Below are 14561 nucleotides of genomic sequence, written 5' to 3' on the forward strand. Positions count from 1 at the left end.
CCTTTTGGTTACTTTTGGGCTCTTTTCAAAAGTGACCCGCTGTAAGAGCGGAACCAATACCCGCCATCACCCAAATAACGGATATACACCCAGCGACCCCGCGCCAACCACGGTCCAAACAGCATGGGTAAATACACCGCACACCCAGGGCCTACTTGGGATACAACGGCGGCAAGCTGGTGGTATCCGTCGCCGGGTCTTGCTCTCGCTCGGCGACCGGGATGGCCTTGACCGCACGCCAAAGGTCTTCACCCAACCAGAAATGACCACTTTCGCTGTAGAGCGCACCATTCAACCCGTCCAGCGCATCCGACAACGGCACAAACCGCGCCGCCATGTCGGCCAAGGTCTCCGGCTGTTGCCGTGCCCAGGCATCCAGCGCCTGACGCGTGGCCTGCGGGTCGTTGGCCTGGGTAGCGCGCTTGAGGTCGTCGAGCAGTGAACGCGGGCTCGGACCAGTCTGAGCGGCCCGTTGCACGGCCGGTTGCCGACGCGCACGCCACCACAGGCCGAAGCCCAGCAGCGTGGTGCAGGCAAAGATCAACGTGCTGAGCTGCCACAGCCACAGGCGGTCATCGTCTGGTGCGGTGATCACGGTCGGCGTGGCGGGCGTGTCGACCACCAGGCTCGGGTTGGTCGCCACCTGCAGCGTGCGGGCAGGCAGGCTGGTGCGTTCGAGGTGGTCTTCGTGGGTGTTCCACCACACCACCTCGACGGCAGGCAGTTCGATGGCGCCGGCGCGGGTCGGCACCAGGGCTTCGCGGTCTTCGCGGCTGGCGGTCAGGCCGTGGTCGTTGTTCTGATTGCCCAGCACCGGCTGGTCGGGGTAGCGGCGCAGGCCATTGATGTCGGTGCTGGGCAGGGCCGGCAGTTGCGCGCTGGACAACCCTTCGGCCTTGACCGTGAGGCTGCGGGTCAGCGAGTCGCCGACTTGCACGTGCTCAGGCTCTGGGTTCCAGGCTTGCGTCAGGCTGAGGCTGCGGGCCGGTATCCACGGCGCGTCGGCCGGGTACAGCGTCGGCTTGGGTTTGACCGTCAGCGCAATTTCGGCTGAGCTGACGTGAATCAGCTTGCCCGGCTTGGTGCCCTGCAGCGTGTTTTCCTGCGGCGGGCGCGATTCCACCAGCGTGGCGCTGAAGGTCTGCCCTGGAATCACCAAGGCGCCGCTGTGTTGCGGGTAGATCGCATAGCGGGTTTCGATCACGCCATGGCGAATGCTGTTGATGACTTTTTCATAGGTGCGCGACTCGCCCAATTGCTCGATGCGCGCATCGGGAATCTGCAACGGCGTGAGGCTGCTGTCGTCATACAGCGACACCGAGTGGTACACGCGCACGGTCAGCAGCGCCTGGGCCTGGACGTACACGCTGCTCTGGTCGAGGTTGGCCTCGATGAACACCGGAGCCAGTTCGGCGCTGGTGTTCTGGCTCGCGGTTTCGACCACCTGCAGGCTGATCGGCTGGGTCTTGAGTTCGCCCACTTGCAGCGGCGGAATTACCACGGTGCCGTTTTCCTTGGGCAGCAGGGTGATGATCCAGCGCGTGGTGGCGTGATTGTCGCCGCCCAGGGTGGTCAGTTGGTTGATCTGGCGGGTGCCGCTGACTTCAAACTGCGCATCCAGCGGCGCCAGGTCCGGCTTGCCGAATTGGGTAACGTCGCTGGACTCGACCGTCAGCTCCACCGTTTCCCCGGAATTGAGGCGGCTGCGGTCGACGCTGGCGACCAGGTTTGCCGCCTGGGCGTGGCCTGCCGTTAACGCGAGCAGGAGCAGAAGGGTGGTGCGGCGGCTCATCGAGTCTTGTCCTGATGTTGTTGCTGTTCGTACCAGAATTTGCGCCGCAGCAGTTCGCCGGGGTTGTCCGGGATCTCCCGCAGCCATTGCTCCAGGGCTTGGCGATGCTCACCGTCGATGTTGGCATCGGCGGGGCGCAGCGGCGGGGTGGTGGTGTGTTCATCACCCAGTTCGCTGCCCGGTACGTCGTTGCCGCCAGCTTTGGGCGTGCCGCCGGTCTGGGTATCGCCGGTGCCGGCCTCGCCCTGACCTTGGGGCGATTGTTCGCCACCCGTGGCACTTTGCCCGCTAGTGCCCGGTTGCGCAGTTTGGCCGGGTTGGGTGGTTTCGTCATCTTCCTTTTTTGCCGGCTTGGCGGGCTCGGGCTGGGCCTTTTCCTGAATCAGGGTTTCGACCAGCGCTTTGTTTTTCAACGCCGGTTGCAGGTCGGGTTGGGCTTCCAGCGCCTGTTCGTAGGCATCAATCGCGGCTTCCAGTTCGCCGGACTTGGCCAGGGCATTGCCGCGGTTGTAGTGGGAATAGGCGTCATTGCTCAGCGCAAAACGCTTGATCGCCTCGGCGTAATTTCCCGCCTCGTACAAGGCAACGCCCTGCCATTGCGGGTTTTCGAAGTGTTCGGCTGCTTCGGCCGGGCGTTTTTTCTTCAGCAGGTACTGGCCCTGTTGGTCGGGACGCAGCCACAGGTCCTGGAAATCGAAGGCATAGCTGGGCTGCGGCGCACCCATTAACAGCAACGGCAGGCAGAACAGCCAGCCGCGGCGCCCGGCGCAGGCCGCGAGCAGCAACAGTGGCAGCAGCAGCCAATAACCCTGGTCGGCCCAGGCATCGAGGTGCAGCAGTTGGCCGTCGTTGCGCAGGTTCTGCGGGCCATCGAGCAAGTTGAGTTGGCGCAGGTCCTTGTCGTCCAGGCGCGCGGCGCGGTAGCGGCCGCCCATTTCGCTGGCAAACGCCTTGAGGGTCGGGCTGTCGAGGCGCGGCACCAGAATCGCGCCCTGGTCGTCCTTGAGGAACTCGCCGCTTTCCTGGGTCACCGGCGTGCCTTCACGGCTGCCGATGCCGAGGATCGACAAGCTCGGCGCCTGGGCCCCTTGCAGTTGCAGCCGAATGCCTTGGCGCTCCTGCTTGGACAGCGATGAGCCCACCAACAACAGGCGCCCTTGGCCCAGACCGCCTTGCTTGAGCAAGCCCAGGGCCTTCTCCACGGCGAGGTCGGCGCGATGGCCGGGCTCGGGCATGATCGAGGGGCGCAGGGCTTCGAGCAGGTTGCGGCTGGTGGCCAAGTCATCCGACAGCGGCACCAGCGTGTGGGCGCTGCCGGCATACACGACGATGGCAGTCGGTGCATCGGCGCGTGCCTGCAGCAAGTCATACAGCTTGCGTCGAGCTTGTTCGAGGCGATTGGGCGGGCTGTCGGTGGCGAGCATTTCCGGGGTCAATTCCAGCAGCACCACCAGCGGGTCGGCGGGTTTCTGGCTGGACTGTTCAACCCGTTGCCAGCTGGGGCCGAGCAACGCCAACACGGCCAGCAGCCAGGCGATGCCCAGCACCACCCACGGCGATTTGCTCTCGCGGCCATTGCCGCCACTGAGCAGCACCGCATGAAACGCCGGCGGCAAGATGATCTGCCAGCGCCCGGCGCGCTTTTGCCGATGCCACAGCTGCCATAGCAGCCAGCCGAGCAACGGCAACAGCACTACACACCAAGGGCGGAACCAGTGCGGCCAGAGGTCGATCATCGACGCCTCCGCAAACGCAGGCGTTTGAGACGCTGGCGCCATTCTGGGTGCTGTTGCAGGAAATTGCCCTTGGTCGAGAGTTTGTGCAAGGCGCGTTGCAGCGCGTTGTTGGGCCAGCGTTCCTGGATCACCAGCAACAGGCTCAGAACCAACGCAAGGGCCAACGGCGCGCTGTACAGCGCCAGGGCCGGGCGCGCCTGGGTCGGTTGCTGGGCAACCGGCTCAAGCTGGTCGAGGGTTTGCTTGATCTTGAGCAACTCGTCGCCGTCGCGGGCGCGGAAATAGCGGCCACCGGTGGCGTCGGCGATGGCCTTCAACGCGGGTTCGTCGAGGTCCAGGCTCGGGTTGACGCCCAGAATGCCCAGGGAACCGGTTTGCGCCGGATCGGCGCCGATGCCGATCGGGTAAATCTTCACGCCTTCTTCAGCGGCCAGGCGCGCGGCGGTCAGCGGGTCGATCTGCCCGGCGTTATTGGCGCCGTCGGTGACCAGAATCAGCACGCGGCTTTGCGCCGGGCGCTGGCGCAGGCGTTTCAGGGCCAGACCGATCGCGTCGCCGATGGCGGTGTTCTTGCCGGCGATGCCGATGCGCGCTTCGTCGAGCCAGGCGCGCACGGTACGCCGGTCAAAGGTCAGCGGCGCTTGCAGGTAGGCCTGGCTGCCAAACAGAATCAGGCCGACGCGGTCGCCTTCACGGCTTTCAAGGAAGTCGCCGAGCAAGTGTTGCACCAGCCTCAAGCGGCTGACGTCCTCGTCCTGCCAGTGCATGTCGGGGAAGTCCATCGAGCCGGACACGTCCACCGCCACCAGCAGGTCGCGGCCGCTGGCGGCAATCGGCAGCGGCTCGCCGAGCCATTCCGGGCGCGCGGCGGCGGTCAACAGCAGCAACCACATCACCACAAACGGCGCCTGTTGGCGCCAGCCGGGCAGGTTGACGCGTGCGCGGCGGCGGGCCAGGCCTTCGAGGTCGGCGAGGTAGCTGACCTTTAATGCCGGCTCACCGCTGTCGGCCACCGGCAAGACCAGTCGCATCAACCAGGGCAATGGCAACAGGGCGAAGATCCACGGCCAGGCGAACTCAAACATGTTTGCGAATCCAGGTGTCGACGGCTTGGGTCAGGCCGGCGATGGCCTTGTCGTCGAGTTTGCATTCGGGTTTGTAAGCGCCTTCCACCAGCACCATCCAGCGCGTGAGGCCGGCAGCCGGGCAGCGGTTGTCGAGGAACGCCAGCCATTTGCGGCCATTGAGGGTGTGGCTCTGGCTGTAGGGGTAATCGTTGCGGCACAGGCGCTTGAGCAGGCCGTTGAGTTGCTGCAGCCAGGCACCGGCGGGCGCGCCGTCGTAGGGTTTGGGCATCAACGCCAGCTCAGCGAGGGCGGCGATGCGCAGTGGGTCCAGCGGTTGTTCGGCGCGGGCCACCGGGCGGCGCTTGGGCAGCAAACGGCGCAGCGACCACAGCCCCCAGCCGAGCAGTGGAATCACCAGCAGCAACAGCCACCACCCCGGCGCAGGCGGCCAGAAACCGATCGCCGGCGGGGCGATCAAGGGTTGCAGTTGGTCGAGGCTGCTCATTGCTTTTTAACCGGGCGTTGCGGGTTGAGGTATTCGCGCAGTTGCTCGACCATTTCGCTTTGCGTGCTCAACGGCATCAGCAAAATTCGCAGCTTTTGCGCCAGCAGCTCCCAACGCGCGATGCGGGCTTCGGCCTGGGCTTTGTAGGCCTGGCGCAAATCGAAGTTCAGCGTGTCGAGTTCCAGTTGTGCGCCTCGCTCGGCAAAACGTAAGAGCCCGGCGGCGGGCAGGGCGTGGTCCAGCGGGTCTGAAATCGGCAACAGCAGCAGGTCGCAGTGCCGAGACAGCAGGCTGAGTTGTTGCTCTGCGCCTTCGGTCAGCGCGCGCTCGTCGCAGATCACAATCACCAGGCTGCCTGGGCGCAGCACTTCGCGGCCACGGCGCAGCGCCATGCCCAGCGCGTCGGCTTCGGGGCGGCTCTCGGTGTTCAGGCTCTGGTTGACGCGCACCAGGCGGTTGAGCAGTTGCAGCAGGCTTTGTTTGCTGCGCCGGGGTTTGATTTCGTAGTGTTCGTTGTCGCCAAACACCAGCCCGCCGACGCGGTCGTTATGCCCCAGTGCTGCCCAGCCAATCAGGCTGGCGGCTTGCGCGGCGAGCACCGACTTGAACATCTGGCCAGAGCCGAAAAACAGCCGGCAACTTTGCTCAACCATGATGAAAATCGGGCGTTCGCGCTCTTCGTGGAACAGTTTGGTGTGCGGCTCCTGGGTGCGCGCCGTGACGCGCCAGTCGATGGTGCGCACGTCGTCGCCGGCCTGGTACACGCGCACCTGGTCGAAGTCGACGCCACGCCCACGCAGTTTGGAATGGTGCAGGCCGATCAGCGGGCTGCGCTGGCTCGGCGTGGAAAACAGCTGCACTTCGCGCACGCGGTGGCGCATCTCAATCAATTCGCTGAGTGTGACGCGGATGCCATCGCTTGCATTCATGGGGTTCAAGCGACGGCAACGACGTCGAGAATGCGTTGCACCACACGGTCCTGGTCGATGCCGGCCGCTTCCGCTTCGAACGACAGGATGATGCGATGGCGCAGCACGTCGAACAGCACCGCCTGGATGTCTTCCGGGCTCACAAAGTCGCGCCCGGCCAGCCAGGCGTGGGCTCGCGCGCAGCGGTCCAGGGCGATGGAGCCACGCGGGCTGGCGCCGTAGGCGATCCACTCGGCCATCTCCGCGTCGAACTTGGCCGGGGTGCGGGTGGCCATGACCAACTGCACCAGGTATTCCTCCACCGCGTCGGCCATGTACAGGCCGAGGATTTCCTTGCGCGCCGCGAAGATCGCCTGCTGGCTGACGCGGCGCTCGGGTTTGGTTTCACCGTTGAGGGCTTCGCCGCGGGCTTGTTGCAGGATGCGCCGTTCGACGGCAGCGTCCGGGAAGCCGATCTTGACGTGCATCAGGAAACGGTCGAGCTGGGCTTCGGGCAGCGGGTAGGTGCCTTCCTGCTCGATGGGGTTTTGCGTGGCCATTACCAGAAACAGCGGCGACAGGTCGTACGTGCTGCGGCCCACGCTGACCTGGCGCTCGGCCATGGCTTCGAGCAATGCCGACTGCACCTTGGCCGGCGCGCGGTTGATTTCGTCGGCCAGCACCAGGTTGTGGAAAATCGGCCCCTGCTGGAACACGAAACTGCCGGTTTCCGGGCGATAGATCTCGGTGCCCGTGATGTCGGCGGGCAGCAGGTCGGGGGTGAACTGGATACGATGGAACTGCGCTTCGATGCCTTCAGCCAACTCTTTGATGGCCTTGGTCTTGGCCAGGCCCGGTGCGCCTTCGACCAGCATGTGGCCGTCGGCCAGCAGGGCGATCAGCAGGCGATCAATGAGTTTTTCCTGGCCGAGAATCTGCGTAGAAAGAAAAGTTCGCAGCGCGAGCAGCGCTTCACGATGTTCCATCGATGACGGTTCCTGGAGAGATTGACCGGGCGTTGATAAAAAGCGCCGGGCCTGGGGCGCTTACTTTAATGCATCGAGGGGGGTGGCGACTAACGGCGTGACGGGTATTTTTGGCAAATCTTGTAGGAAATTTGTATGGGAACAGGGTCAATGTGGGAGGGGGCTTGCCCCCGATAGCGGTGGATCAGTTTTCACATCTGCGACTGAGCGACTGCTATCGGGGGCGAGCCACCTCCCACATTTGATCGTTGGTGCAGCTTAGATTCGGGTGAACGTACCAGTGCCCTTAAGAATGTTCTGCAAGGTTTCCTCAACCTCAGCCAAATCCGACACAGCGGTGCTGTGGAGAATTTCCAGCTGGTCCTTGCCCCCCAGCGCATCGGCATCGCCGGCGGCCAGTTCAATCAGCAACGTCGTGTCGCTCAAGGTGACTTTCAGGCCATCCAGGGTCGACGGCTCGTAATCCCAGGTCAGTTCGACTTCCTCTTCATCCGGATAACGGGTGAGCATGAACATCTCGCCGTTTTTGCCGTGGCAGCAGAGCATGGCCATGTTGTCTTCTTCGTCGTCGCACGGGGTGGCCATCAGTGCGTCAGTGTTCAGTTGCAGCATGGGAAATCCTGTCTGTGGGAGGGCGCAGCGCGCCAATTGTGCCATTGCGGCGAATTTTGTGCTGCATCGTGTGTCAGACGCAGTGCATGACCTGACTGGCAATACCAGTCACTTTCGGTACTCGCGAGCTTGAAAACAGGCGGTTTTTCCTCGGAAAAATCCGGGTTGCTCAAGTCGCAACCCCAAGCCTGCGTACCGATGACCGAATATGTCGCAGCGTCGCAAGCAGCTGTCTTCCTACACTCGTTAAGCTGCGCAACGGATGTGCCCTGTGCCGGGAGTCTGACTGCCCGTCGTACCGTCGCCCTGCACGGTGTACATCTTATGGAAGTTGTATGTGACCTCATTGTCTTGTCCAGCTTCACCCACCTGTCACTCTGAATTCGTTACTGTAGACCGCGAACAGAGCTGACGGTCTCCCCGCAAGGGGATAACACGCGACGCTTCCATCAATAACAAGCCCAAGCGGAGTACCACAGATGGCGTTCTTCACCGCAGCCAGCAAGGCCGACTTCCAGCATCAACTGCAAGCGGCACTGGCGCAGCACATCAGTGAACAGGCACTGCCACAAGTGGCGCTGTTTGCTGAACAATTTTTCGGCATCATTTCCCTGGACGAACTGACCCAACGTCGCCTTTCCGACCTGGCCGGTTGCACCTTGTCTGCCTGGCGCCTGCTTGAGCGCTTTGATCACACCCAACCGCAGGTGCGGGTCTACAACCCCGATTACGAACGTCATGGCTGGCAATCGACGCACACCGCGGTCGAAGTGCTGCACCATGACTTGCCCTTCCTGGTCGACTCGGTGCGTACCGAGCTGAACCGTCGTGGCTACAGCATCCACACCCTGCAAACCACCGTGCTCAGCGTGCGCCGTGGCAACAAGGGCGAGTTGCTGGAAATCCTGCCTAAAGGCACCCAGGGCGAAGGCATTCAGCAAGAATCGCTGATGTACCTGGAAATCGACCGCTGCGCCAATGCCGCCGAACTGAACGTGCTGAGCAAAGAGCTTGAGCAGGTGCTGGGCGAAGTGCGCGTGGCCGTGGCTGATTTCGAACCGATGAAAGCCAAGGTCCAGGACCTGCTGGCCGGTATCGACGCCAGCCAGTTCAGCATCGACGGCGAAGAAAAAGCCGAGATCAAGAACTTCCTCGAATGGCTGGTGGGCAACCACTTCACCTTCCTGGGCTATGAAGAGTTCGTGGTACGTGACGAGGCGGACGGCGGGCATATCGAATATGACGCCAACTCCTTCCTCGGTCTGACCAAGCTGCTGCGCGCCGGCCTCACCGCCGAAGACCTGCGCATCGAAGACTACGCCGTGGCTTACCTGCGTGAGCCGACCGTGCTGTCGTTCGCCAAGGCCGCGCACCCAAGCCGCGTGCATCGCCCGGCTTACCCTGACTACGTGTCGATCCGCGAGATCGACGCTGACGGCAAGGTCATCAAGGAACACCGCTTCATGGGCCTCTACACCTCCTCGGTGTACGGCGAAAGCGTGCGAGTGATTCCGTACATCCGCCGCAAGGTCGCGGAAATCGAACGCCGTTCAGGTTTCCAACCCAAGGCTCACCTGGGCAAAGAGCTTGCTCAAGTGGTTGAAGTGCTGCCGCGTGACGACCTGTTCCAGACCCCGGTCGACGAGCTGTTCAGCACCGTGATGTCGATCGTGCAGATCCAGGAACGCAACAAGATCCGCGTGTTCCTGCGCAAAGACCCGTACGGTCGTTTCTGCTACTGCCTGGCCTACGTGCCGCGCGACATTTATTCCACCGAAGTGCGCCAGAAGATCCAGCAAGTGCTGATGGATCGCCTGAAAGCCTCGGACTGCGAATTCTGGACCTTCTTCTCTGAATCGGTGCTGGCCCGTGTCCAGCTGATTCTGCGGGTTGACCCCAAGAACCGCCTGGACATCGACCCGCTGCAACTGGAAAAAGAAGTGGTGCAGGCCTGCCGCAGCTGGCAGGACGACTACTCGAGCCTCGTGGTCGAAAGCTTCGGCGAAGCCCAGGGCACCAACGTGCTGGCGGATTTCCCGAAAGGCTTCCCGGCCGGCTACCGCGAGCGTTTTGCCGCGCATTCGGCCGTGGTCGACATGCAACACCTGAACAGCCTGACCGAAGCCAACCCGCTGGTAATGAGCTTCTACCAGCCGCTGGGCCAGGTTTCCGGCCAGCGCGAGCTGCATTGCAAGCTCTACCACGCGGATACGCCGCTGGCACTGTCCGACGTGTTGCCGATCCTGGAAAACCTCGGCCTGCGCGTGCTGGGTGAATTCCCGTACCGCCTGCGCCATGCCAATGGCCGCGAGTTCTGGATTCACGATTTCGCCTTCATCGCCGCCGAAGGCGTGAACCTCGATATCCAGCAGCTCAACGACACCTTGCAGGACGCGTTTGTGCACATCGTGCATGGCGATGCCGAAAACGATGCGTTCAACCGCCTGGTACTCACTGCCGGCCTGCCATGGCGCGACGTCGCGCTGCTGCGTGCCTATGCGCGTTACTTGAAGCAGATCCGCCTGGGCTTTGACCTGGGTTACATCGCCAGCACCCTGAACAACCACACCGACATCGCCCGCGAGTTGACCCGGTTGTTCAAGACGCGCTTCTACCTGGCGCGCAAGCTCACCGCCGATGACCTGGAAGACAAGCAGCAACGCCTGGAACAAGCGATCCTCACCGCCCTGGACGACGTTCAGGTGCTCAACGAAGACCGCATCCTGCGTCGCTACCTGGACCTGATCAAGGCCACCCTGCGGACCAACTTCTACCAGACCGACGCCAACGGCCACAACAAGTCGTACTTCAGCTTCAAGTTCGACCCGCGCGCGATTCCTGAGCTGCCCAAGCCGGTGCCGAAGTTTGAAATCTTCGTCTACTCGCCGCGTGTTGAAGGCGTGCACCTGCGCTTTGGCAACGTGGCGCGTGGCGGCCTGCGCTGGTCCGACCGTGAAGAAGACTTCCGTACCGAAGTGCTCGGCCTGGTAAAAGCCCAGCAAGTGAAAAACTCGGTGATCGTGCCCGTGGGCGCGAAGGGCGGCTTCCTGCCGCGTCGCCTGCCATTGGGCGGCACCCGCGACGAGATCGCGGCCGAGGGCATCGCCTGCTACCGCATCTTCATCTCGGGCCTGTTGGACATCACCGACAACCTCAAAGACGGCGCCCTGGTGCCGCCGGCCAACGTCGTGCGTCATGACGACGATGACCCGTACCTGGTCGTGGCAGCGGACAAAGGCACTGCAACCTTCTCCGACATCGCCAACGGCATCGCCATCGACTACGGCTTCTGGCTGGGCGACGCGTTCGCTTCCGGTGGTTCGGCCGGTTACGACCACAAGAAAATGGGCATCACCGCCAAGGGCGCGTGGGTGGGTGTGCAGCGTCACTTCCGTGAGCGCGGCATCAACGTGCAGGAAGACAGCATCACGGTGGTCGGCGTCGGCGACATGGCCGGTGACGTGTTCGGTAACGGCTTGCTGATGTCCGACACGCTGCAACTGGTCGCGGCCTTCAACCACCTGCACATCTTCATCGATCCAAACCCGAACCCGGCGACCAGCTTCGTCGAACGCAAGCGTTTGTTCGAGCTGCCGCGTTCTGCCTGGACCGACTACGACACCAGCATCATGTCCGAAGGCGGCGGTATCTTCTCGCGCAGCGCGAAAAGCATTGCCATCTCGCCACAGATGAAAGAGCGCTTCGACATCCAGGCCGACAAGCTGACCCCGACCGAGCTGCTGAACGCCTTGCTCAAGGCGCCAGTAGACCTGCTGTGGAACGGCGGCATCGGCACTTACGTCAAGGCCAGCACCGAAAGCCACGCCGACGTGGGCGACAAGGCCAACGACGCGTTGCGTGTCAACGGCAACGAGCTGCGCTGCAAGGTGGTGGGCGAGGGCGGTAACCTGGGCATGACCCAACTGGGCCGTGTGGAATTCGGCCTCAATGGCGGCGGTTCCAACACCGACTTCATCGACAACGCCGGTGGCGTGGACTGCTCCGACCACGAAGTGAACATCAAGATCCTGCTCAACGAAGTGGTGCAGGCCGGTGACATGACCGACAAGCAGCGCAACCAGCTGCTGGCGAGCATGACCGACGAAGTCGGCAACCTGGTGTTGGGCAACAACTACAAGCAGACCCAGGCCCTGTCCCTGGCTGCGCGCCGTGCCTACGAGCGTGCTGCCGAGTACAAGCGTCTGATGAGCGACCTGGAAGGCCGTGGCAAGCTGGACCGCGCCATCGAGTACCTGCCGACCGAGGAGCAGCTCACCGAGCGCGCCTCCAGCGGCAAGGGCCTGACCCGTCCGGAGCTGTCGGTGTTGATCTCCTACAGCAAGATCGACCTCAAGGAAGCCCTGCTCAAGTCGCTGGTACCGGATGACGACTACCTGACCCGTGACATGGAGACCGCGTTCCCACCGAGCCTGGTCGCCAAGTTCGGCGAAGCCATGCGTCGCCACCGCCTCAAGCGCGAGATCGTCAGCACCCAGATCGCCAACGACCTGGTCAACCACATGGGCATCACCTTCGTGCAGCGACTCAAAGAGTCGACCGGCATGAGCCCGGCGAACGTGGCCGGTGCCTACGTGATCGTGCGTGACATTTTCCATCTCCCGCACTGGTTCCGTCAGATCGAAGCCCTGGACCACCAGGTTTCCGCTGACGTGCAACTGGAGCTGATGGACGAGCTGATGCGCCTGGGTCGCCGTGCCACGCGCTGGTTCCTGCGCAGCCGTCGCAACGAGCAGGACGCTGGCCGTGACACCGCGCACTTCGGTCCGCACCTGGCAGCGCTGGGCCTCAAGCTCGACGAACTGCTGGAAGGCCCGACCCGCGAAGGCTGGCAGAACCGCTACCAGGCCTACACCGAAGCGGGTGTGCCAGAGTTGTTGGCGCGCATGGTTGCAGGCACGACTCACCTGTACACCCTGCTGCCAATCATCGAAGCCGCCGACGTGACCGGGCATGACGCCGCCGAAGTGGCCAAGGCCTACTTCGCCGTCGGCAGCGCCCTGGACTTGCCATGGTACTTGCAGCAGATCAGCGATCTGCCGGTGGCCAACAACTGGCAGGCCGCGGCCCGCGAAGCCTTCCGCGATGACGTGGACTGGCAGCAGCGCGCGATCACCATCTCTGTTCTGCAAATGGCCGACGCGCCACACGACATGGAAGCCCGCGTGGCCCTGTGGCTTGAGCAGCATCAGGACATGGCTGATCGCTGGCGCGCCATGATGGTGGAAATTCGTGCTGCGGTCGGCACGGACTACGCCATGTATGCAGTCGCCAACCGTGAACTGCTGGACCTGGCGTTGAGCGGTCAGTCGGTGCTGCAACCGGCTTGATCCTGCGGTAAAACAAAAGCCCCCGTATCGTGAGATGCGGGGGCTTTTTGTTTCGCCACGATTGACCAGACACCCTTGGCCACGTGTGGGAGCTGGCTTGCCTGCGATGGCGGTCTTTGAGTGAAAGCTGTGCGAACCGACCCACCGCGATCGCAGGCAAGCCAGCTCCCACAATTGGATCTTAGTACGATCGATCTACGAAGTAATGCTTAAAGGTGGCCGGTAAGGCTAATTCTGCGCATTGGACCTGGCATGGTTAAATGGGGGCTGTGCTCAACACAATCAGATCAAGCGAGGGTGTATGCGACTTTGTATTTTCTCGGGTTCAAGCGCGGGCCGATTGCCGGTGTATGCGCAAATGGCGGCTCAATTGGGTGAGGCGCTGGCCAAGGCGGGTATCGGCCTGGTTTACGGTGGCGCCTCGGTCGGCTTGATGGGGGCGGTGGCTGACGCCGCGCTGGCCCATGGCGGTGAAGTGATCGGGGTAATGCCAGAATTTCTGGCCGAAAAAGAACTGGCGCACACCGGCCTCAAAGACTTGCGGATCGTCAGCTCCATGCACGAGCGCAAAGCGCTGATGGCCGAGCTTTCCGACGGCTTTATCGCGTTGCCCGGCGGCCTCGGTACGTTTGAAGAGTTGTTTGAGGTGTGGACCTGGGCGCAACTCGGCCAGCACGCAAAACCTTGCGCTCTGCTGAACATCAACGGCTTTTACGACGGCCTGGCCACGTTTCTCGACTCGGTTGTCAGTGAGGCGTTTCTAAAACCCGTGCACCGCAACATGCTGATCGTGGAACCGAACGTCGAGCGTTTGCTGGCTGCCGTGTTGAGTTATCAGGCGCCCAACGTGCCCAAGTGGATCACGCGAGAAGACACCTGATGCCACAGGCAACCGACGCGGTGGCGAGCGTCAGTTGAGCGTGAGCAATTTCGCCTCCAGATGATCCAGATGCTGGGTCATCAGGCCGATCGCGCGGTTCACATCGCGTTGTTCCAGCGCATCCACAATCGCCACATGTTCCTGCCACGCGCAGTACGTGCAGGCGTGTGCCTCGTATTGGGCAATGATCAATGAGGTCAACGGCACCAGGCTGTTGAGGAACTGCGCCAGGGGCGCGTTGTGTGCCATCGCGGCCAATTGCAGGTGGAACTCTCCGGACAGGCGAATCGCCGTGGCGCGCTGGTCGCGGTCAATGCAGTCACGTTCACCGGCGATCAACTCACGTAACTGCCGAATGTGCGCGGGCGTGGCCTGGGCACAGGCCAGCTGCACCACGGTCACTTCCGTCATTCGCCGCGCTTCCAGAATCTGCCGCGTCTGCTGGGCGTCCGGCGCAGCCACTTGGGCGCGCTGGTTGGGACGCAGGATGATCACTTGCTGATGGGACAGCTTGGCCAATACGCGTCGAATCACGCTGCGGCTTACACCAAAGGTTTCGCCCAGGCCTTCTTCGGTGAACCGGCTGGCGGGGGCGATGCGTTGTTCGAGGATGGCATCGAACAAGCGCGGGTAGATGTCGTCCACCGAGGGCTTTTTACCGGCCACAAGGCGCAGGGCCGGGAGAATGGGATCGCGTTGCAGCGCGTGGGCGGTCATGGCCGGTCTC

Annotated in this window: 10 protein-coding genes; 2 read left to right on the top strand and 8 right to left on the bottom strand. The window is 62.8% G+C overall.

Annotated elements, in window-relative coordinates:
* Nucleotides 1–151: 151 nt before the first annotated feature.
* The 7 genes from FPT15_RS28310 to FPT15_RS28340 all read right to left on the bottom strand — a co-directional run bounded on the left by FPT15_RS28310 (nt 152) and on the right by FPT15_RS28340 (nt 7606).
* Nucleotides 152–1792, bottom strand: coding sequence for a BatD family protein (locus tag FPT15_RS28310; protein WP_145166027.1), 1641 nt, complete (start codon nt 1790–1792; stop codon nt 152–154).
* Nucleotides 1789–3528: a tetratricopeptide repeat protein gene (locus FPT15_RS28315; protein WP_145166028.1), complete on the bottom strand. Its 1740-nt coding sequence runs from the start codon at nt 3526–3528 to the stop codon at nt 1789–1791. The genes FPT15_RS28310 and FPT15_RS28315 overlap by 4 nt, the downstream gene beginning before the upstream one ends.
* Nucleotides 3525–4613 (bottom strand): VWA domain-containing protein, encoded by a 1089-nt coding sequence (locus FPT15_RS28320; protein ID WP_145166029.1) that lies wholly within the window; start codon nt 4611–4613, stop codon nt 3525–3527. Before FPT15_RS28320 ends, FPT15_RS28315 begins: the two co-directional genes overlap by 4 nt.
* Nucleotides 4606–5100 (bottom strand): DUF4381 domain-containing protein, encoded by a 495-nt coding sequence (locus FPT15_RS28325; RefSeq protein ID WP_145166030.1) that lies wholly within the window; start codon nt 5098–5100, stop codon nt 4606–4608. The genes FPT15_RS28320 and FPT15_RS28325 overlap by 8 nt, the downstream gene beginning before the upstream one ends.
* Nucleotides 5097–6029, bottom strand: a complete 933-nt coding sequence (locus tag FPT15_RS28330; protein ID WP_094952755.1) for a DUF58 domain-containing protein — start codon at nt 6027–6029, stop codon at nt 5097–5099. The genes FPT15_RS28325 and FPT15_RS28330 overlap by 4 nt, the downstream gene beginning before the upstream one ends.
* 5 nt (nt 6030–6034) lie before the next feature.
* Nucleotides 6035–6994 (bottom strand): MoxR family ATPase, encoded by a 960-nt coding sequence (locus FPT15_RS28335; protein ID WP_034106117.1) that lies wholly within the window; start codon nt 6992–6994, stop codon nt 6035–6037.
* A 258-nt stretch (nt 6995–7252) separates the two neighbouring features.
* Nucleotides 7253–7606, bottom strand: coding sequence for a hypothetical protein (locus FPT15_RS28340; protein ID WP_145166031.1), 354 nt, complete (start codon nt 7604–7606; stop codon nt 7253–7255).
* Nucleotides 7607–8085: 479 nt separating this feature from the next.
* Between FPT15_RS28340 and FPT15_RS28345 the strand changes: the two genes are divergently transcribed.
* The gene (locus tag FPT15_RS28345; protein WP_145166032.1) at nt 8086–12954 is read left to right on the top strand and encodes an NAD-glutamate dehydrogenase; all 4869 of its coding nucleotides are present in this window, start codon (nt 8086–8088) and stop codon (nt 12952–12954) included.
* 301 nt (nt 12955–13255) lie between these two features.
* Nucleotides 13256–13834, top strand: coding sequence for a TIGR00730 family Rossman fold protein (locus FPT15_RS28350; RefSeq protein WP_145166033.1), 579 nt, complete (start codon nt 13256–13258; stop codon nt 13832–13834).
* A 30-nt stretch (nt 13835–13864) separates the two neighbouring features.
* On the opposite strand, the gene FPT15_RS28355 is transcribed toward FPT15_RS28350, so the two are convergent.
* Complete coding sequence (locus FPT15_RS28355) at nt 13865–14551, bottom strand: GntR family transcriptional regulator (RefSeq protein WP_145166034.1); 687 nt, start codon at nt 14549–14551, stop codon at nt 13865–13867.
* Between the last annotated feature and the right edge of the window lie 10 nt (nt 14552–14561).

The organism is Pseudomonas sp. RGB, from assembly GCF_007713445.1.
GTDB lineage: Bacteria > Pseudomonadota > Gammaproteobacteria > Pseudomonadales > Pseudomonadaceae > Aquipseudomonas.

What these genes read in the sequence shown, in the direction of transcription:
- FPT15_RS28310 (WP_145166027.1), bottom strand. Translation starts at nt 1,792, where the DNA reads ATGAGCCGCCGCACCACCCTTCTGCTCCTGCTCGCGTTAACGGCAGGC.
- FPT15_RS28315 (WP_145166028.1), bottom strand. Translation starts at nt 3,528, where the DNA reads ATGATCGACCTCTGGCCGCACTGGTTCCGCCCTTGGTGTGTAGTGCTG.
- FPT15_RS28320 (WP_145166029.1), bottom strand. Translation starts at nt 4,613, where the DNA reads ATGTTTGAGTTCGCCTGGCCGTGGATCTTCGCCCTGTTGCCATTGCCC.
- FPT15_RS28325 (WP_145166030.1), bottom strand. Translation starts at nt 5,100, where the DNA reads ATGAGCAGCCTCGACCAACTGCAACCCTTGATCGCCCCGCCGGCGATC.
- FPT15_RS28330 (WP_094952755.1), bottom strand. Translation starts at nt 6,029, where the DNA reads ATGAATGCAAGCGATGGCATCCGCGTCACACTCAGCGAATTGATTGAG.
- FPT15_RS28335 (WP_034106117.1), bottom strand. Translation starts at nt 6,994, where the DNA reads ATGGAACATCGTGAAGCGCTGCTCGCGCTGCGAACTTTTCTTTCTACG.
- FPT15_RS28340 (WP_145166031.1), bottom strand. Translation starts at nt 7,606, where the DNA reads ATGCTGCAACTGAACACTGACGCACTGATGGCCACCCCGTGCGACGAC.
- FPT15_RS28345 (WP_145166032.1), top strand. Translation starts at nt 8,086, where the DNA reads ATGGCGTTCTTCACCGCAGCCAGCAAGGCCGACTTCCAGCATCAACTG.
- FPT15_RS28350 (WP_145166033.1), top strand. Translation starts at nt 13,256, where the DNA reads ATGCGACTTTGTATTTTCTCGGGTTCAAGCGCGGGCCGATTGCCGGTG.
- FPT15_RS28355 (WP_145166034.1), bottom strand. Translation starts at nt 14,551, where the DNA reads ATGACCGCCCACGCGCTGCAACGCGATCCCATTCTCCCGGCCCTGCGC.